This window comes from Escherichia sp. MAL-1, assembly GCF_052948035.1.
In genome coordinates, this window is the sequence record NZ_CM129609.1 from 3,939,339 (window position 1) to 3,959,878 (window position 20,540).

Annotated in this window: 17 protein-coding genes; all 17 read right to left on the reverse strand. The window is 52.0% G+C overall.

All coding sequences use genetic code 11. The features are described from left to right. Positions 1-52 precede the first annotated feature (52 nt). The 17 genes from ACU8XX_RS19770 to pyrH all read right to left on the reverse strand — a co-directional run bounded on the left by ACU8XX_RS19770 (position 53) and on the right by pyrH (position 20,464). Positions 53-442: a VOC family protein gene (locus ACU8XX_RS19770; RefSeq protein ID WP_000901098.1), complete on the reverse strand. Its 390-nt coding sequence runs from the start codon at positions 440-442 to the stop codon at positions 53-55. Positions 443-498: 56 nt separating this feature from the next. Next, complete coding sequence (ldcC, locus tag ACU8XX_RS19775) at positions 499-2,640, reverse strand: lysine decarboxylase LdcC (protein ID WP_001020973.1); 2,142 nt, start codon at positions 2,638-2,640, stop codon at positions 499-501. Positions 2,641-2,738: 98 nt separating this feature from the next. Further along, on the reverse strand, positions 2,739-3,698 hold the full coding sequence (gene accA / locus ACU8XX_RS19780) for an acetyl-CoA carboxylase carboxyl transferase subunit alpha (RefSeq protein WP_000055746.1): 960 nt from the start codon (positions 3,696-3,698) through the stop codon (positions 2,739-2,741). A gap of 12 nt (positions 3,699-3,710) precedes the next feature. Then, positions 3,711-7,193 carry a DNA polymerase III subunit alpha gene (gene dnaE / locus ACU8XX_RS19785; protein WP_001294774.1) on the reverse strand — a complete coding sequence of 1,161 codons (3,483 nt, stop codon included), beginning with the start codon at positions 7,191-7,193 and terminating at the stop codon, positions 3,711-3,713. A gap of 36 nt (positions 7,194-7,229) precedes the next feature. Next, positions 7,230-7,826, reverse strand: a complete 597-nt coding sequence (rnhB, locus tag ACU8XX_RS19790; RefSeq protein WP_000569405.1) for a ribonuclease HII — start codon at positions 7,824-7,826, stop codon at positions 7,230-7,232. After that, the gene (gene lpxB, locus ACU8XX_RS19795) at positions 7,823-8,971 is read right to left on the reverse strand and encodes a lipid-A-disaccharide synthase (RefSeq protein WP_016241847.1); all 1,149 of its coding nucleotides are present in this window, start codon (positions 8,969-8,971) and stop codon (positions 7,823-7,825) included. Before lpxB ends, rnhB begins: the two co-directional genes overlap by 4 nt. Continuing rightward, complete coding sequence (gene lpxA / locus ACU8XX_RS19800) at positions 8,971-9,759, reverse strand: acyl-ACP--UDP-N-acetylglucosamine O-acyltransferase (RefSeq protein WP_000565966.1); 789 nt, start codon at positions 9,757-9,759, stop codon at positions 8,971-8,973. Before lpxA ends, lpxB begins: the two co-directional genes overlap by 1 nt. A 3-nt stretch (positions 9,760-9,762) precedes the next feature. Then, positions 9,763-10,218, reverse strand: a complete 456-nt coding sequence (gene fabZ, locus ACU8XX_RS19805) for a 3-hydroxyacyl-ACP dehydratase FabZ (RefSeq protein WP_000210739.1) — start codon at positions 10,216-10,218, stop codon at positions 9,763-9,765. A gap of 104 nt (positions 10,219-10,322) precedes the next feature. Then, positions 10,323-11,348, reverse strand: a complete 1,026-nt coding sequence (gene lpxD / locus ACU8XX_RS19810) for a UDP-3-O-(3-hydroxymyristoyl)glucosamine N-acyltransferase (protein WP_001139279.1) — start codon at positions 11,346-11,348, stop codon at positions 10,323-10,325. 3 nt (positions 11,349-11,351) lie between these two features. Then, positions 11,352-11,837 carry a molecular chaperone Skp gene (gene skp, locus ACU8XX_RS19815; protein WP_000758956.1) on the reverse strand — a complete coding sequence of 162 codons (486 nt, stop codon included), beginning with the start codon at positions 11,835-11,837 and terminating at the stop codon, positions 11,352-11,354. A 121-nt stretch (positions 11,838-11,958) separates the two neighbouring features. Further along, on the reverse strand, positions 11,959-14,391 hold the full coding sequence (gene bamA, locus ACU8XX_RS19820) for an outer membrane protein assembly factor BamA (RefSeq protein ID WP_001240896.1): 2,433 nt from the start codon (positions 14,389-14,391) through the stop codon (positions 11,959-11,961). A gap of 29 nt (positions 14,392-14,420) precedes the next feature. Further along, the gene (gene rseP, locus ACU8XX_RS19825) at positions 14,421-15,773 is read right to left on the reverse strand and encodes a sigma E protease regulator RseP (protein ID WP_001295561.1); all 1,353 of its coding nucleotides are present in this window, start codon (positions 15,771-15,773) and stop codon (positions 14,421-14,423) included. A gap of 11 nt (positions 15,774-15,784) precedes the next feature. Further along, on the reverse strand, positions 15,785-16,642 hold the full coding sequence (cdsA, locus tag ACU8XX_RS19830; protein WP_000922446.1) for a phosphatidate cytidylyltransferase: 858 nt from the start codon (positions 16,640-16,642) through the stop codon (positions 15,785-15,787). A 12-nt stretch (positions 16,643-16,654) separates the two neighbouring features. Continuing rightward, on the reverse strand, positions 16,655-17,413 hold the full coding sequence (gene ispU / locus ACU8XX_RS19835; RefSeq protein WP_001295562.1) for a (2E,6E)-farnesyl-diphosphate-specific ditrans,polycis-undecaprenyl-diphosphate synthase: 759 nt from the start codon (positions 17,411-17,413) through the stop codon (positions 16,655-16,657). A 188-nt stretch (positions 17,414-17,601) separates the two neighbouring features. Further along, positions 17,602-18,798 carry a 1-deoxy-D-xylulose-5-phosphate reductoisomerase gene (gene ispC / locus ACU8XX_RS19840; protein ID WP_000811923.1) on the reverse strand — a complete coding sequence of 399 codons (1,197 nt, stop codon included), beginning with the start codon at positions 18,796-18,798 and terminating at the stop codon, positions 17,602-17,604. A 91-nt stretch (positions 18,799-18,889) separates the two neighbouring features. Continuing rightward, entirely contained in the window at positions 18,890-19,447 is a 558-nt protein-coding gene (gene frr, locus ACU8XX_RS19845; RefSeq protein WP_000622418.1) for a ribosome recycling factor, read from the reverse strand. A 291-nt stretch (positions 19,448-19,738) separates the two neighbouring features. After that, a complete protein-coding gene (gene pyrH / locus ACU8XX_RS19850; protein WP_240765271.1) occupies positions 19,739-20,464 on the reverse strand; it encodes a UMP kinase in 726 nt (241 codons plus the stop codon). Positions 20,465-20,540 lie beyond the last annotated feature (76 nt).

Here is a 20,540-nt window from a genome sequence, read left to right on the forward strand (position 1 = left end):
TTACAGTAGCAATGCCCGGCACGTTACCGGGCAAATGCGGCGATGACAAGCCTTACTGCTCATACAGTTCCAACGGCAGCCCGTCCGGATCGTTAAAGAAGGTGAAGCGTTTTTGCGTGTATGGATCGACACGGATGGCTTCACACTTCACGTTATGGCTTTCAAGGTGCGCCACTGCCGCATCGATGTCATCAACGCTAAAAGCCAGATGACGCAGGCCGCAAGCTTCCGGTCGGCTGGGGCGCTCCGGCGGGAACGGAAAAGAGAAAAGCTCAATCACATATTGCCCATTAAGCGCCAAATCCCCTTTCCACGAGTCGCGCGCTTCGCGATAGACTTCGCTTTGCAGCGTGAAACCAAGAATATCGCAGTAGAAAGCTTTGCTCACCGCATAATCCGTCGCAATAATCGCAATATGGTGAACCTGTTTTAAACCCAGCATAACGTCTCCTTTATTTGTTAACAGCACGTTACTCGCCCGGAAGCCGCTCTGGCAAGTTATCCCGCCATTTTTAGGACTCGTACGCGGTAAACGCCGTCTTCGTCCTGTTTCGCGCCGTGAATATCCGTTTCAAAACCGGGGTAATGTTGCCCTACGGAACAAAGCATCAGTAGAAAATCGAGTACCGTGCGGCTCTCTTTGGTCAGCATTTCTCCTGGCATCAACAGCGGTACGCCCGGTGGATAAGGCAGGATCATATTTGCCGATACTCTACCGACCAGTTGTTCCAGCGCAATGGTTTCTACTTCACCTTTAATCTGTCTCTGCCATGCCTGATGTGGCGTCATGATCATTTCCGGCAAAGTATCGAATGCCCGCAACATCAAACCGGGAAGATCGTGTTTACGAATCAGCTTATGGATCCCTTGCGCCAGATCCTGGATACGCATATTGCGGTAGAAATCGGGATCTTCAGCATAGAGATCGGGTAGCATATTTTTGATCCGCAGGTTGAGATCGTAAGAGCGTTTAAATTCCGTCAACCCACGCAATAATCCCATTGCTTTGGTTTTATCGATACCAATACTAAAGAGAAACAGCAGGTTATAAGGGCCGGTTTTCTCTACTACGATCCCACGTTCGTCGAGGAATTTTGCCACCAGCGCCGCCGGGATCCCCTCCTCGCTCATATTGCCCTGTTCGTCCATCCCCGGTGTCAAAATAGTGACTTTAACCGGATCGAGAAACATATGATCGGCATCCGCATCGTTAAAGCCGTGCCACTGTTCGCCAGGCGCAACGGGCCAGCATTCGGCTTCATCCACCTGCGGCGGTTGCCAGATATCGAAAAACCAACCGTCAGACTCTTCCCGCAACCGCTGGACCTCTTTGCGAAAATGCAGCGCCCGCTCCACCGAACGGTTAATCAGCCGTTTGCCCGGATTACCACGCAGCATCGCCGCCGCCGTCTCAACCGAAGCAACAATGGGATAACTGGGCGAGGTGGTGGTATGCATCATAAAGGCTTCGTTAAACGCCTCTTCGTCATACTCGCCTTTAATGTGGATCAGCGAAGCCTGCGATAACGCCGCCAGCATTTTGTGGGTCGATTGCGTTTCGAAGATCACTTTTCCCGCAACACGCTCGCCGCTCATACCACTTTTCCCCTGGTAGATCGGATGAAAATGGGTGTACGGCACCCAGGCGGAATCGAAGTGGATCGACGGGACATCCAGCGTCTGTTTGATCCAGTCGGTGTTGTAGAGCAAGCCATCATAGGTGGAGTTGGTAATCACCGCATGAACCGGCCATTGTGCCTGCGTGGTGGCAGCGACTTTCTCTTCGATGCTGTCGCGAGTAAATTCACGGCGCGGGATCCCACCAAGAATCCCCAACGCATTACGCGTCGGTTTCAGCCAGACTGGCACTACATCGTTCATCATCAACAGATGCGCCAGCGATTTATGACAATTGCGGTCGATCAACAGCGTACTGCCGGATGGCGCGGCGTACATACCCACAATTTTGTTCGACGTCGATGTTCCGTTGGTAACGATATAACTCTGTTCCGCGCCAAAAGTCCGCGCGATGTACTCTTCCGCTTCCAGGTGTGGCCCGGTGTGGTCGAGCAACGAACCAAGCTCGGTAACCGAAATAGAGACATCAGCCTTGAGGGTATTCCCGCCGAAAAAATCATAAAACAGACAGCCAACCGGGCTTTTTTGATAGGCGGTACCGCCCATATGCCCCGGCGTACAAAAGGTGTACTTCCGCTCTTTGACGTAGGTAAACAAGGCTTTCGTGAACGGCGGTGTAATGTTATCAAGATATTCGTCGGTGTACTGACGCATACGAATGGCGATATCTTCCGCCTGCCCCAGCGCATATTCAAAAAACCAGAGCGCCATCCGCATATCCTGCACGCTGACATCCATCGTCGAGTGGGTGTTGATGAAGGCATAAAGCGGGAGATATTCATTAAGCTGATTGATATCGCTACATAAATCGAGACTGTACTCATCCCAGTCAAAAATCACGCCGCAAATTCGAGGGTTATGTTCGATAAATTTCAGCAAATCAACGCTGTTTTGTGGCCAGATAATCTGAAAGCCTTGCGCCACCAGCGCCGACTCCAGTTCTTTGATGGGCTCATCTTTATAAAAGACGCCATGCGGTCCCATAATGGCAATGATGTTCATGTGTTCCTCCTGGAAAATCCTTCCTTAATCATAGCCTGCTCAAACCGTGGCGATAAAAAAGGGCCACCGAAGTGACCCTTTTTCAGAACTTTTGCGAATTACGCGTAACCGTAGCTCATCAGGCGCTGATAACGACGATTTTTTAAATCTTCAGTGCTTAACACGTCGAGATCGGCCAGATCCGCCAACAGTTGCGCTTTCAACGATGCCGCCATCGCTTCCGGGTTACGGTGAGCACCACCCAGCGGTTCCGGGATGATGGAGTCGATCAGTTTTAGTTCTTTCAGACGCGGAGCGATGATACCCATCGCTTCAGCCGCCAGCGGCGCTTTATCAGCGCTCTTCCACAGAATGGACGCACAACCTTCCGGCGAGATAACGGAATAGGTGCTGTATTGCAGCATATTCACTTTATCGCCCACGCCAATCGCCAGCGCGCCGCCAGAACCACCTTCACCGATAACGGTACAAATAGTCGGTACGCTAAGGCGAGACATTTCACGCAGGTTGCGTGCAATGGCTTCAGACTGACCGCGCTCTTCTGCGCCCACGCCCGGATAAGCCCCCGGGGTGTCGATAAAGGTGATGATTGGCATCTTAAAGCGTTCAGCCATTTGCATCAGACGCAGTGCTTTGCGGTAACCTTCTGGCGCTGGCATACCAAAGTTACGGCGAATTTTTTCTTTGGTTTCACGACCTTTTTGATGACCAATGATCATCACCGGACGACCATCGAGACGGGCGATACCACCGACGATAGCTTTATCGTCTGCATACGCGCGGTCGCCAGCCAGTTCGTCAAATTCATCAAATGCCAGGCGAACGTAATCCAGGGTATAAGGACGCTGTGGATGGCGTGCCAGTTGCGCAATCTGCCATGCACCGAGATCGGCGAAGATTTTACGTGTCAGTTCTACGCTTTTTTCACGCAGACGATGCACTTCTTCATCGATGTTAATATCCAGTTTCTCATCCTGACGGCTAACCGCAGTCAGAGAATCGATTTTCGCTTCCAGCTCTGCAATCGGCTGTTCAAAATCAAGGAAATTCAGACTCATAGTATTCCTGTATTAGTCAAACTCCAGTTCCACCTGCTCCGAACCAATGAGGCCACGGAGATCGTTTAATAAACGATCGCTCGGAGAGACACGCCACGTCGCGCCAAAACGCAACCGCGCGCGTGCATCCGCCCTCTGATAGTAGAGATGTACTGGAATTGTCCCAGAGCGGTGGGGTTCCAGAGACTGACGGAGTCGGTTTAAAAGCTGGTCATCAATTTGCCTGTCCGTCAGCGAGATAGCAAGCCCGCGAGCATATTTTTCCCGGGCTTCGTCAATATCCATCACTTCGCGAGCGGTCATTTTAAGCCCACCGCTGAAGTCATCAAAGCTGACCTGTCCGCTGACGATAAGTATGCGGTCTTTTTCCAGCAATTGCTGGTATTTATCCAGGGCGTCAGTAAACAACATCACTTCCAGCCGCCCGGAACGGTCATCCAGCGTGCAGATACCGATACGATTGCCGCGCTTGGTGACCATAACCCGCGCGGCAACAACGAGCCCCGCAGCCGTGATGACTTTACCACGTTCTGTCGGGTGCATGTCTTTCAGCCTTACGCCTCCGACATAACGCTCAATCTCTTTTAAATACTGGTTGATAGGGTGTCCGGTCAGGTACAGGCCTAACGTTTCACGTTCCCCATCTAATACCACCTGCTCCGGCCACGGTTGGCAGCTGGCGTAGGATTGTTCAATTTGTTCCGGCTCTTCGGCCAGCACGCCGAACATATCGGCCTGACCGATAGCTTCCGCTTTCGCGTGTTGATCTGCCGCTTTTAACGCATCGCCCAGCGAGTTCATCAGCGCTGCGCGATGTGGCCCAAGACGGTCAAACGCCCCGGACATGATCAGTTTTTCCAGCACGCGACGGTTCAACTTTTTGGTGTCGGTACGGGCGCAGAGATCAAACAGTTCGCGGAAGTAGCCGCCTTTATTACGGGCTTCGATGATGGCCTCAATCGGACCTTCACCGACCCCTTTGATCGCGCCAATACCATACACGATTTCGCCGTCGTCGTTGACGTGGAAATGGTAAAGACCGGAGTTTATATCTGGTGGCAGGATTTTCAGCCCCATCCGCCAGCACTCATCCACCAGACCCACCACCTTCTCGGTGTTGTCCATATCGGCGGTCATTACCGCCGCCATAAACTCCGCAGGATAGTGCGCTTTCAGCCATAACGTTTGATATGACACCAAAGCATAGGCCGCAGAGTGCGATTTGTTAAATCCGTAACCAGCGAATTTCTCCACCAGGTCGAAGATTTTCATCGCCAGTTCGGCGTTGATTCCGTTCTTTTCTGCACCTTCAGCAAATACAGAACGCTGCTTAGCCATCTCTTCCGGCTTTTTCTTACCCATCGCACGACGCAGCATATCCGCGCCACCGAGGGTATAACCAGAAAGCACCTGCGCAATCTGCATGACCTGTTCCTGATACAGGATGATGCCGTAGGTTGGCTCCAGTACCGGTTTCAGGCTTTCATGCTGCCACTGTACGTCCGGATAGGAGATCTCTTCGCGACCATGTTTACGGTCGATAAAGTTATCCACCATCCCTGATTGCAACGGACCAGGGCGGAACAGTGCCACCAGTGCGATCATATCTTCGAAGCAGTCAGGTTGCAGACGCTTGATCAGGTCCTTCATGCCGCGCGATTCAAGCTGGAATACCGCCGTGGTTTCCGAGCGTTGCAGCATGTCGAAGCTTTTCTTGTCATCCAGCGGGATCGCGGCGATATCCAGCGGCGGCTCGCCATTCTTCGCCCGCCGCTTGTTGATCATCTCCAGCGCCCAGTTGATGATGGTGAGCGTACGCAAACCAAGGAAGTCGAACTTCACCAGTCCGGCGTATTCAACGTCGCTTTTATCAAACTGGGTGACCGGATGTTTGCCCTCTTCATCGCAATAAAGCGGCGCAAAATCGGTAATTTTGGTCGGCGCGATAACCACCCCACCGGCGTGCTTACCGGCGTTACGGGTGACCCCTTCCAGTTTGCGCGCCATGTCGATCAGCGCCTTAACTTCTTCATCCGCTTCGTAGATTTCCGGCAGCTGCGGCTCGGCTTCAAACGCTTTCGCCAGCGTCATGCCAGGATCGGGCGGGATCAGTTTCGAGATACGGTCGACAAAGCCGTACGGATGCCCCAGCACGCGGCCTACGTCGCGGATCACCGCTTTCGCCGCCATCGTACCGAAGGTGATAATCTGCGATACCGCATCACGACCGTACATGTCCGCTACGTGCTCGATAACCTGGTCGCGTTTCTCCATACAGAAGTCAACGTCGAAGTCAGGCATGGAGACACGTTCCGGGTTAAGGAAACGTTCGAACAGCAGGTCAAATTCCAGCGGATCGAGGTCGGTGATTTTCAGCGCGTAGGCCACCAGTGACCCTGCACCAGAACCACGGCCCGGCCCTACCGGTACGCCGTTATCTTTCGACCACTGGATAAATTCCATAACGATGAGGAAGTAGCCCGGGAAGCCCATCTGGTTGATAACCTGAAGTTCAGTCTCCAGACGTTCGTCATATTCCGGGCGGCGCTTAACACGTTCTTCCTCGTCAGGGAATAAAAAGGCCAGACGCTCTTCCAGGCCCTCTTTTGCACGCTTGACCAGATAATCTTCGGTGCTCATGTCCCCGGTCGGGAACTGCGGCAGGAAGTATTCACCAAGACGCACAGTTACGTTACAGCGTTTGGCGATCTCAACGGTGTTGGCAAGGGCTTCTGGGATGTCGGCAAACAGCTCGCACATCTCCTCTTCGCTACGCATATATTGCTGCGGCGAATAGTTACGCGGGCGTTTAGGATCGTCGAGGGTAAAGCCGTCGTGGATCGCGACGCGGATTTCGTGTGCGTCAAAGTCGCTGCTGTCGATAAAGCGCACGTCGTTGGTCGCCACGACGGGCAAACCGCGCGCTTCCGCCAGTTCCACCGCCGCGTGCAAATAGCTTTCTTCATCCGGCCTGCCGGTGCGGATCAGCTCGAGAAAATAGCGATCCGGGAAGTGTTCTTCATAAAACGCGACACACTCATCTACCAGCGCGCTGTTACCACGCAAAAGACTGCGTCCGACGTCGCCCATGCGCCCGCCGGAAAGAAGGATCAACCCTTCGTTTAATTCGATAAGCCAGTCGCGATCGATGATCGGCCCGGCGGCACCGTACCCGCGCTGATACGCTTTTGAGATCAGCAACGTCAGATTCTGATAGCCGGTATTGTTCGCCGCCAGTACCGTCAGGTGGGTTAACTCATCACCCAGCAGGTCGCACTGGACATTAAAATCTGCCCCGACGATAGGCTTAATCCCTGCGCCATGTCCCGCTCCGTAGAACTTCACCAGACCGCAAAGGTTGGTGAAATCGGTGATCGCCAGTGCTGGCATACCCAACGCCGCCGCCTTTTTTACCAGCGGTGCGGTTTTGGCCAGGCCATCGATCATCGAGTAGTCGCTGTGCACCCGCAGGTGTACGAAACGTGGTTCAGACATCTTCAGATTCCGGTTTACTTAATCTCGACACAAGAATCAGGACGCAAGTCCCAGTGCGCGTTTGACAGGCCCAAAGCTGCGACGATGATGTTCAGTCGCGCCATATTCAGCCAGTTTTTCCAGATGAAAAGCGGTTGGATACCCTTTATGTTGGGCAAAACCATATTGCGGGAAAACAATATCCAGCGCCGCCATTTCGGCGTCGCGCGTCACTTTCGCCAGGATAGACGCGGCACTGATTTCCGGTACGCGGCTATCGCCTTTCACCACTGCCATCGAAGGCATCGGTAATTTCGGGCAGCGGTTACCATCAATCAACACATATTCCGGCGCAATATGCAGCCCAGCGACGGCTCGCTGCATCGCCAGCATGGTCGCATGAAGAATGTTCAGCTCGTCGATTTCGTAGGGTTCCGCGCGGCCCAGACTCCAGCTCAACGCTTTCTCTTTGATCTCTTCACAGAGCGCCAGACGACGTTTTTCGCTCAGCTTTTTGGAATCATTCAGCCCGGCAATCGGGCGCGCCGGGTCGAGAATCACCGCAGCGGTGACGACCGCGCCAACTAACGGCCCGCGTCCGACTTCATCCACACCCGCAACCAGGTGCGTGTGCGGATAAACAAATTCGATCATTGTGCTAACTCCAGAACGGCTTGTGCCGCCTGCTCATCGGCATTGCAGCGGATCTGCTGATGCAGTTCACGGAAGGTATCGTGCATCGCGTGGCTGGTTTTCCCGTTCGCCAACAGCGGTAACAGCGCCGCAGCCAGTTTTTGCGGCTCACACTCTTCCTGCAATAACTCTTTGACTAACTCTCTGCCCGCCAGCAGATTTGGCAGCGAGACATAATCAGTTTTCACCAGCCGCTTCGCCAACCAGAAGGTAAAAGGCTTCATGCGATATCCCACCACCATCGGGCATTTCGCCAGCATACACTCCAGGGCTGCCGTCCCCGACGCCAGTAGTGCCGCATCGCTGGCGACCATCGCCTCACGGCCCATTCCATCCAGCAAATGAACCGACAGGTCTGGCGCGACTTCAGCTTTGATGCGTTCAAACTGCTCGCGGCGTTTGGCATTCACCAGCGGCACCACGATTTCGAGATCCGGATATGTCTGGCGCAAAAGCTGGGCAGTTTTCAGGAAATCGGCACTAAGCATTTCGACTTCTGCACCACGGCTGCCCGGCAACAATGCCAGACAGTGGGCATCGTAAGGGATCCCCAGCACATCACGGGCACCATTTTTATCTGGATCTAACGGCATGGCATCAGCCATGGTATGACCGATAAAGCGGCACGGTACATTGTATTTGTCATAAAACGCTTTTTCGAAAGGCAGAAATGCGAGCACCAGATCGGTGGCTCTGCCTATTTTGAAAACGCGTTTCTGTCGCCACGCCCAGACGGATGGACTGACGTAATGAATGGTTTTGATACCCTGCTTTTTGAGGTTACCTTCAAGAGTAATATTGAAGTCGGGCGCATCAATACCAACAAAAACATCTGGCTTCAGTTCGCCAAAACGCTTTGTCAGATCGGCACGAATATGCAGTAAGCGACGCAGACGACCGAGCACTTCAACAATGCCCATCACCGCCAGTTCTTCCATTTCGTACCAGGCTTCGCAGCCTTCAGCCTGCATTCGTGGCCCGGCAACACCAACAAAGCGGGCGTTGGGCACATGTTCTTTCAGAGCGCGGATTAAACCGGCCCCCAGGATATCGCCGGAGGTTTCTCCGGCGACCAGGGCAATCGTTAATGGACGCTGTTCAGTCATTAACGAATCAGACCGCGCGTTGAGCGTGCAAAGAAATCGGTAAAGGCTTTCACTTCCGGATATGTTTCCGCCAGTTCAGCAATTTCCGGTTTCACTTCATCGAGCGTTTTACCGCTACGATAAATCAGCTTATACGCATTGCGGATAGCGGTAATCGCCTCACGGCTGAATCCGCGGCGCTTCAGCCCTTCGATATTGACACCGAACGGCGTTGCGTGGTTACCCTGCGCAATGACATAAGGAGGGACGTCCTGCGCCACACCGGAGCAGCCGCCAACCATCACGTGCGCACCAATGATGCAGAACTGATGGACTGCGGTCATGCCGCCGATGATCGCGAAGTCGTCAACCGATACGTGACCCGCCAGCGTTGCGTTGTTGGCGAGAATACAGCGGTTACCTACCGTACAATCGTGCGCAATGTGCGCGTTGATCATCAGTAAGTTGTCGCTGCCCACCTTCGTCAATCCACCGCCCTGGACTGTGCCACGATGAATGGTGACGCTTTCGCGAATGCGGTTACGATCGCCGATTTCCACACGGGTCGGTTCGCCAGCATATTTCAGATCCTGGTTAACTTCGCCGATGGAGGCGAACTGATAAATCTCATTATCGCGGCCAATTTTAGTATGACCATTCACGACAACGTGAGATTTCAGTACGGTACCCTCACCAATTTCGACATGGGGTCCAACGATACAAAAAGGACCAATGTGTGCGTTCGCGCCAATTGACGCGCCCTCTTCCACAATGGCGGTTGGATGCACAAAGGCGGATTTATCAATCACGTATCAGGCCTCCCGGCTACGAGCACACATCATCGTTGCTTCGCAAACTACTTTACCATCGACCAGAGCAACCCCTTTAAAACGGGTCAGGCCGCGGCGCGTTTTTTCGAAAGTGACTTCCATGATCATTTGATCGCCAGGCACGACCGGGCGCTTGAAGCGCGCTTCGTCAATACCAGCGAAGTAGTACAGCTCACCCGGTTCCAGTTTTCCTACGCTTTTAAACGCCAGAATACCTGTTGCCTGTGCCATTGCTTCCAGAATCAGCACACCCGGGAAAATCGGTTTTCCAGGGAAATGGCCCTGGAAGAATGGCTCATTGACAGAGACATTTTTTACTGCGCGCAGAAAACGACCTTCTTCAAAATCCAGCACGCGATCCACCAGTAAGAACGGGAAACGGTGCGGCAGAAGTTCTAAAATCTCTTCAATCTGCAGAGTATGAGTGTTAGTAGTCAAGATACTCTTCCTGTCAAAATATAAGAAACGACAATAATAACACGGCCTGCCGCAATCGTAAGAATGAGACAGGCCGTAAAGTTTGGCGAACAAAAGATGGAACGTTAGTCTTGTTGATTAACCTTGCGCTCAAGCGATTTCAGACGCTTGCTCATGTCATCAATGTTCATCACCAGTGCAGCGGTTTTGCGCCAGACTTTGTTGGGTTGCAGCGGAATGCCTGAGGAATAGACGCCTGGTTCAGTGATGGGACGCATCACCATACCCATGCCCGTAACCGTCACTTTGTCGCATATTTCCATATGCCCGTTGATTACGCTGGCTCCGCCGATCATGCAGTAACGACCAATTTTCAGGCTGCCCGCCATAATGACGCCACCGGCAACCGCCGTATTGTCGCCAATCACGACGTTATGTGCAATCTGGCACTGGTTATCAATGATCACGCCATTGCCAATAATAGTGTCATCCAGCGCGCCGCGATCGATGGTTGTGCAGGCACCGATCTCCACGCGATCGCCAATAATTACGCGACCAATCTGTGGGATCTTCACCCAGTTACCACGATCGTTGGCATAACCAAAGCCGTCTGCGCCTACCACTGTTCCGGACTGGATCAGGCAATTCTGACCGATCTGGATCTCATGGTAAATGGTTACGTTCGCCCAGAGACGCGAACCTGCACCGATTTTGCTGTTTTTACCTACGAAGCAACCGGCACCGATAATCACGTTATCGCCCAGTTCAACGCCGGACTCAATCACCGCGTTAGCGCCAATCGATACGTTGTTACCCAGCTTCGCCGTCGCGTCGATCACCGCACTGGGTGCAATGTTCTGCGCGGGCTGCGGCGTGGTATCTAAAATTTGCGCCATGCGCGCGTAAGTCAGGTAGGGATTCTTCACTACCAGTGCGGCACTTTTCGCGAAAGGAAGATCGTCCTGGGTCATGACAACCGCGGACGCCTGGCACAAGCCTAAATGCTCACGGTATTTTGGGTTAACCATGAACGTAATGTGACCTGTTTGTGCAGATTGCATGGACGCAACGCCGGTGATGACGATATCGCCATCACCGTGTAGTTCTGCATCCAACTGCTGCGCTAAATCAGCCAGTCGAATTGAAGGCATTACTTATTTAACCTGTTTCAGTACGTCGGCAGTGATGTCTTTTACATCGCTGCTGTTGTAAGCAACGGCGTTTGCATCAACAACCAGATCGATATCCTGGCTGTTGGCAACGGATTTCACAGCAGTCTGGATACGAGTAACCAGTTTGCCGCGTTCTTCGTTGGAACGACGTGCGCGATCCTGCTCAAAAGCCTGCGCTTTCTGAGCAAAAGTCTGGCGCTGAGCCATCACGTCTTTTTCCAGCTTAGTGCGATCGCTGCCCGCTTTCATGGACTGCAGCTTTTTCATTTTAGCCTGCAGATCGGTTTCCATACGCTGCAGTTCGCTGGCACGGCCTTTGAACTCATTTTCCAGCGTGTTAGAAACACCGGTTTTCTGCGCTACCTGCTGGAACAGGCTGCCCATGTTGACGATTGCAATTTTGTCAGCCGCCTGAGCAGAAGTTGCCAGTGCTAAACCGAGACCTGCAGCTAATAACCACTTTTTCACAATAAACTCCTTACCATCCCATTTGCACCGGAGGGTGCAGTTCTTTGCGTGGCCCGGCGATCTTATATTGATCGCCTAAAGTCATCGCTACACTACCACTACATTCCTTTGTGGAGAACACTTACCAGGTTTTACCGATGTTAAACTGGAACTGTTCTGCCTTGTCTCCATCGTACTTTTTGAACGGCTGGGCGTAGGAGAACACCAACGGCCCCAATGGGGACATCCATTGTAATGCGATACCCGCAGACATACGGATATTGCTTGGATCACTATAGTCCGGATATCCAGAATATTGGCTGGAATCCCAGTTTGTATCCCAAACGGTACCCATATCCCAGAAGAAGGAAGTACGAACCGAGTTAGCATACTTATCGCTAATAAACGGCGTCGGGGTGATGAACTCGAGGCTGGCAACCGCCATGGCGTTACCGCCTACAGCATCATCCGATTTACACAGGTCTTTCGCGCCGTCCTGAGTCGCACATTCGTAATCATAGTCCGGATCATAATTACTGGCCTGATGCGGGAAGTAAACTGCTTTCGGACCAATGGTATTGGACTGGAAGCCACGCACGGTGCTGGAACCACCGGCATAGAAGTTCTCGTAGAACGGCATCTCTTTGCCGCCTAAACCATCACCATAACCCCAGCGGGTACGCCCCAGAACAACCCATTTGTGATCGTCATCGATCGGCACATAAGTCGCCGTGTCTAACGTCACTTTGTAGTATTCGTTATCCGATCCAGGAATGGTCACTTTACCGGTCAGGTTGACACGTGAACCATCTGTCGGGAAGTAACCACGGTCAAGCTTGTTATAGGTCCAACCATAGTTGAACGTGAAGTCGTCCGTTTTGAAGCTGTTATCCTGATCAGAGGTGCTCGGATGTTCACCCATAGAGTACAGATAACGCCACATCGCAACCTGAGGCTGCATGTTGGACAGGGAGTTATGTACATAACCCAGACCTGCACGCAGCGAGTTATATTCGTTAATCGGGAAGCCCAACGTCACGTCTGTACCATAACTCTTGTTGGTATAGTCGGACAGGTCGGCGTCATCTGCCTGGAAGTCATTATAGAAGAGACGACCACCAAGGCTTACGCCATCTACGGTGAAGTACGGGTTGGTTACCGACAGTTCAGCATAGGTCTGGTAATCGTTTTTGGTCCCGTTGATACCAACAGCATAACCTGTACCTAACCAGTTATCCTGCTGCACACCAGCCTGGAAGCTCACGCCACTTTCAGTACCGTAACCAATACCAAAGTTGAAGCTACCGGTGTTGCGCTCTTTTACCTTGTAGACGACATCAACCTGGTCCGGGCTACCCGGAACACGTTGGGTATCGGTATCGACAGTTTCAAAGAAGCCCAGACGATTCAGACGCTCCTTACCCTGATCGACCAGATCGCTCCCCAGCCATGCACCTTCCATCTGACGCATTTCGCGACGCAGGACGGCATCTTTCGAGGTATCGTTACCTTCAAAACGGATCTTACGCACGTAGAAACGGTTACCCGCATCAACGTTCACACGTAATTTAACGGTTTTGTCGGCATCGTTAATTTCGGGCATCGACTGTACGCGCGGATAGGCATAACCATAGCGACCGAGAAGCTTTTTGATGTCATCTTCCATCTTGGTCACTTTGGTGCCGTTATACAGCTCACCCGGCTCGATCTTAGTCAGCTGCTCAATTTCAGCGGAGTGCCCGGCAAGGTTGCCGCTCACTTCAACGCCAGAAAGCTTGTACTGATCGCCTTCGGTGATGTTCACCGTGACGTAAATACCTTTTTTATCTGGCGTCAGACTGACCTGGGTAGAGTCGATGTTGAAACGGGCATAACCGCGATCCAGATAGTAGCTGCGCAGGGTTTCAAGGTCGCCCGCCAGTTTCTGTTTCTGGTATTTACGATCGCCTACCACGTTCCACCACGGCACTTCGTCACGCAGTTGGAAATGAGAGATCAGTTCGTCGGTGGTGAAAGCATGGTTACCAACAATGTTAATTTGCTGGATTTCAGCTGACACACCTTCCTGGAACACCAGTTTTAGGTCAACACGGTTGCGCGGCAGCGGGGTCACGACAGCTTTTACGCTGGCGCTATATTTACCGACGCTGTAGTAGAAGTCTTCCAGACCTTTCTCGATATCGGCAATGGTGGTGCGATCGAGGGATTCGCCCACACGCACACCAGAAGCCTCGAGGTTTTGCTTCAGCATGTCATCTTTCACCGATTTGTTACCGGAGAAAGTAATGCTGGCAATGGTCGGACGTTCTTTTACCTGAACCAGAAGGGTATCACCATCACGAAGGACGCGAACATCCTCAAAGTTGCCGGTAGCAAACAGAGCGCGAATGGTATTACTGATATCTTCATCATTAACCGTGTCGCCTGTGCGCACCGGCATACTGAGGAGGGCCGCACCAACGGCGACACGCTGAAGGCCTTCGAAATGAATATCTTTCACTACGAACCCTTCAGCACCGTATACGGTGGCGCTGCTAAACAGCAGCGACGCTATGAGCAACTTTTTCATCGCCATCGTTATTATGCGTTCTTCCTAACTAACTCTCATAACCGAGAGAAATCATTGAAAAGTGCAAGCCCCATTAACAGCACCAGCAGAATCGAGCCAATGCGATAACAAAAGTCTTGAACCCGCTCGGATACCGGTCCGCCCTTGATCTTTTCGATCGCAAGGAACAGCAGATGCCCCCCGTCAAGTACGGGCAACGGAAACAGGTTAATTATCCCTAAGTTCACGCTAATAAGCGCAAGAAACGGCAGGTAATAAACAACCCCGAGTTCCGCTGTCATCCCAGCCCCCTTGGCGATAGAGATCGGCCCACTGAGGTTGTTCAGTTTCACATCACCGGTGATCAATTTTCCCAGCATACTGACCGTCAGCTTCATCAGCTGCCACGTTTTGTCCGTGGCTTCGACGATGGCGTTGAACGGCCCATACTGGCGTACAACTTTATACTCATCTGGCAAAGGAATGACTTTCGGCTCAATACCGACAAAACCAATCGCTTTACCATTACCCGGTTTACTCTCCGGGATTAATGTCAAAGACAAGGGACTCCCCTGCCTTTCGATTTCTAACGCTAAGGATTTACCCGGGTTATCCCGGACAAGCATCACAAAGGTCACCCACTGCGTTAAGGGCTGACCATCGACTTTAACGATCCTGTCGCCTGCTTGCAAACCTGCCTTGCTTGCCGCCGAGTTTGGCTGCACATTTTCCAGTACAGGTTCAATTTGCGGCCCACGAGGACGAATCCCCAGCGAAGATACCGGATCTTCTTTATCAGGCTCAAACGCCCAGTGACGTAAATCGAGCTTTACATCCCGCCGTTGGTCGCTGCCAAATGGCGCTACTGTAATGGTGGTGCTTTCATCGCCAATTTTATCGACCAACTGCAAACGCACGGCATCCCAATCAGGCGTTTCGATACCATCTACGGCTTTTAGTTCCGTACCTGGTGCAATTTGTGCTTCCGCAGCTATCGAATTGGCTGCTATTTCGCCAACCACCGGACGTACGCCAGGCACACCAATAATAAAAACCAGCCAGTAGGCAAAGATAGCAAAAATGAAGTTTGCAACCGGACCTGCGGCAATAATCGCCGCTCGTTGGCCGACAGATTTATTATTGAAGGCATGGTGGCGGAGTTCCGGAACGACCGGTTCTGCGCGCTCATCCAGCATTTTGACATAACCGCCCAACGGGATCAGGGCGATAACATATTCGGTGCCGAGCTTATCAGTTCGCCGCCAGAGCGCCTTACCAAACCCTATTGAGAAACGCTCAACGCGAACACCACAACGCCGGGCAACCCAGAAATGACCAAATTCATGCACGGTGATAAGTACACCCAGTGCAACGATGAACGAAGCCAAATCCCAGAGAAAACTCAGCATATTACCTTCCGTTAAAGCGTCCTGAATACCAGTAACAACAAGCAAGCAAAGACCGGTACCGCAGCCGTCAGGCTATCAATACGATCTAAAATACCACCGTGTCCTGGAATTAAATGACCGCTGTCCTTAATTCCTGCTTCACGCTTAAACATACTCTCGGTCAGATCGCCGAGCACTGAGGCTAACGCTGCGACAATAGAGCAAATGAGTAAGGTGACGGGAGCGACGTCGAGATTCGCCCACATGCCATAACCCCATGAGATTACCGCTGCAGTAGCGAGTCCACCGATAAAGCCTTGCCAGGTTTTACCCGGAGAAACCTTCGGTGCCAGCTTATGTTTACCAAACAATTTGCCAAACATATATGCGCCGGAGTCAGCGCCCCATACCAGGATCATGACATAGAGCAGCCATATTGCGCCACTGTAATGATTCTCGTCATAGTGCCAGGCCCGTAACGCCAGCATGCCCCAGAAGAAGGGAACAATGGTTAGCACGCCAAAAATAAGGCGCAATGTTTTAGAGTTACGCCAGATTGCTGCGGAACCTGGGTAAAACAGCACCAGCAATAGCGCGACAATCCACCAACCCAGCGAAGCCCAAAGTGAGATTTCAACCAGCGGTTGATGAATATTTCGGTGATATTCCGGCAACAGAAAAAGCATCAGCGCCAACAATAACCCGCATAACACCGCCAACCATACTCGCTGCGAACGAGTGGTAAAACCGCTAAGCTGTCCCCATTCCCACGCTGCCAGCATGCAGACCACCAGCGTTACAATGGCGAACCCCACCGGCGGCAACAGAAACAACGCCGCGATGACGACGGGTATTAACACAAAAGCAGATATCAGGCGATACTTCAGCAAAAGCGACCCCCATCAGGCTGTTTCATCACCGGGCTCGGTGCCGCCGAAACGACGCTCTCGATTAGCAAAGGCATTTAACGCCCCTTCAAAGTCTTGTTCATCGAAATCGGGCCAGAGAACATCTGTAAAGTAAAGTTCGGCATAGGCAATTTGCCAAAGCAAAAAGTTACTAATGCGATGCTCCCCCCCAGTCCTAATTACTAAATCTACAGGGGCCAGTTCATGCATACAGACATGCTGGTTTAGCATCTCTTCATCTATCTGATCTGGTTGCAGGTTTCCTTGCTGCACCTTTTCAGCCAGTTGCCTGACTCCCTGGACTATATCCCAACGTCCACCGTAGTTCGCCGCAATATTCAGCGTCAGACCGGTATTCCCGGCTGTTAGCGCTTCAGATTTACGAATACGTTCTTGCAAACGCGAGTTAAAGCGACTGGTATCGCCAATAATACGCAGACGCACGTTATGTCGGTGCAGACTTTTTACTTCGCTATCGAGCGCCCACACAAACAGTTCCATTAACGCACTGACTTCCTGCGCTGGTCGGTTCCAGTTTTCACTACTAAAGGCATACAGCGTTAACGCCTCAATACCGTTGTTGGCCGCAAAAGAGACAGCCCGGCGGACGGATTTTGCCCCGGCTTTATGCCCAAAGGCACGAATCTTCCCTTGCTTTTTTGCCCAGCGACCATTGCCGTCCATAATGATCGCAACATGACGGCAGCCATGCGCTGGCAATTTTTCGCTAAGTGGTTGAGTAGCAGACAACATCACGCGTTTTTTATTCCCTGACAGGGTTTACGGTACTCAGGAATACTGAAGCCTATACAAAAAAAAGCCGTGTAAAACCACGGCATACCTGACCTTATAAAGCCAACTACTTACGATCAGATGGCGCAGACTATATCACTGAAGCCCTACGCTAACAAATAGCGCGACTCTCTGTAGCCGGATTATCCTCAGCTTGCGAGACGCATCACCTCTTTTCTGGCGACTTCACGCGCGTTCGCATCAACAGATAACACATCGTCCACACATTGTGGTTCGCGCATATCCATTTTTTCCAGTACGGATAAATTCAACGCAGCGATATCCGTAAAGCGGATTTGTTGCGCAAGAAAAGCAGCAACGGTGATTTCGTTTGCGGCATTCAATGCTGTCGTCGCTGCCTGGCCTTGTTCGAACGCCTCCATCGCCAGTTTCAGGCATGGATAACGATCATAATCCGGTGCGGCAAATGTCAACGCACTTAGTTTGCAAAAATCGAGCGGCTTCACGCCAGAGTTCACGCGATTCGGCCATGCCATGGTGTGGGCAATTGGCGTACGCATATCCGGTTCCCCCAGCTGCGCCAGAACACTGCCGTCCTGATAGCGCACCATTGAGTGAATCACTGACTGCGGGTGAATCAGCACTTCCATCTGGCTGGCGCTGGCGTTAAACAGCCAACGCGCTTCAATGTATTCCAGACCTTTGTTCATCATGGTAGCCGAATCGACAGAAATTTTACGCCCCATCGACCAGTTCGGATGACGGCAGGCTTGATCCGGCGTCATTGTTGCCAAATCGCGCAATGGCGTCTCACGGAAAGGGCCACCAGACCCGGTAAGTAAAATGGACACCACGCCATTTTGCTCAAGGTCAGCGTATCCCAGATTATGCTGGATAGGTTGCGGTAAACTCTGAAAAATGGCGTTATGTTCGCTATCGACCGGTAACAATTGCGCTTTGCTCTGCTTTACGGCGTCCATAAACAGACGTCCGCAGGTAACCAGTGATTCTTTATTGGCCAGCAAAATGGTTTTACCCGCGCGGATCGCAGCAAGCGTAGGTAACAGCCCAGCAGCGCCAACAATGGCTGCCATCACCTGATCAACATCCTCAAGCGCTGCCATATCGCAAGCGGCTTGTTGCCCACTTAAGACTTCGGTGCGGCTACCCTGTTGCTGTAGCATCGTTTTAAGAAGTTTCGCACTCGCTTCATCGTCCATTACGGCATAGCGGGGAGAGAATTCCAGGCACTGTTCTACCATGCGAGTGACATTTTTGCCTGCCACCAGCGCAACTACGCGGAAGTGTTCGGGATTATGGCGCACCACGTCCAGCGTGCTGCAACCAATCGAGCCGGTCGAGCCCAGAATGGTGAGTTGCTTCATGAAACATCCAGAGTTGAGACAGAATAAAAAGCAAAACGCCGCCAGCCGATCCGCAAGGATCTACTGAGCGGCGTTTTTGTCGTTCAAGAAATCAGAACTGCATCAGTTCTGCTTCTTTGTCTGCCAGCGCCGCTTCAATTTTCTTGATTGCAGCATCAGTCAGTTTCTGTACATCGTCCTGAGAACGGCGATCGTCGTCTTCGCTGATCTCTTTATCTTTCAACAGTGCTTTCACTTTGTCGTTCGCGTCACGACGCACGTTACGTACTGCAACACGCGCTTGTTCTGCTTCACCACGAACGATTTTGGTCAGATCTTTACGACGTTCTTCCGTCAGCGGCGGCAGCGGAACACGGATGTCGCTACCCGCAGAGTTCGGGTTCAGGCCGAGATCGGACGCCATAATCGCTTTTTCAACGGCCGGAGACATTGAACGATCAAACACGTTGATTTTCAGAGTACGGGAATCTTCTACCGTTACGCTTGCCAGCTGACGCAGCGGCGTCGGCGTGCCGTAATATTCCACGACAATGCCATCCAGCAGGCTGGGAGAAGCACGACCCGTGCGTATTTTGCTGATTTGGGTTTTGAACGCTTCTACGCATTTGTCCATGCGTACTTCAGCATCTTTTCTGATATCGCTAATCACGTTACGAATCCTTGAAAACTTGTCTCAGTCAGACCAGACAGTCACACACAGTGGAAGTGTGCTAAGTATAGCCCTGATTAAACATATTACGGGTAATCGTCTGGATTATTAGGCTATTTTATTTGCCATTTTGGCCCCGAGCAGTGCTCGCCATCCTCACGTACTTTTGTACGCTCCGGTTGCTGCGCGCTGGCCGTGACCAAACTGCCTGCAACAATAACGCCTTATAACCAGACTTACGCCCCCGCGATACTTACGCGGAATCTTACCCTTATTTATCCATCACGGGAATTATTCCGTGATTAAAGTCCCTTCTTTTTCACCCATTACCACACGGCGCAGCGCACCCGGTTTGTTCATGTTGAAAACACGAATCGGTAATTTATGGTCACGAGCCAGCGTGAAGGCCGCCAGGTCCATGACTTTCAGCTCTTTTTCCAGCACTTCGCTGTAAGTCAGTTGCTCGTACATGGTTGCGGTTGGATCTTTCGCCGGATCAGCGGTAAACACGCCGTCAACTTTGGTTGCTTTCAGCACCACATCGGCTTCAATTTCGATACCACGCAGGCAAGCTGCTGAGTCGGTGGTAAAGAACGGGTTACCTGTACCGGAGGAGAGGATCACCACACGGTTGTTGCGCAACAGGCTGATAGCTTCTGCCCAGCTGTAACTGTCGCACACGCCATTCAATGGAATAGCGGACATCAGACGAGCGTTCACATAGGCGCGGTGCAGTGCATCACGCATTGCCAGGCCGTTCATTACGGTCGCCAGCATCCCCATGTGGTCGCCCACAACGCGGTTCATACCCGCTTTCGCCAGACCAGCGCCACGGAACAGGTTACCCCCACCAATCACCACACCAACCTGAATACCCAGTTCAACCAGTTCTTTGATTTCCTGAGCCATACGATCCAGTATGCTTGCATCAATACCGAAGCCTTCAGTGCCCTGCAGAGCTTCGCCACTCAACTTAAGCAGAATGCGTTTATAGACGGGTTTTGCATTGGTAGCCATGTTTCTTTCCTGAGACTGTCAACGATTGAAATGAATTAATACTAGCGACATTGTACGTCGCTTTTCAGCGCAGCCC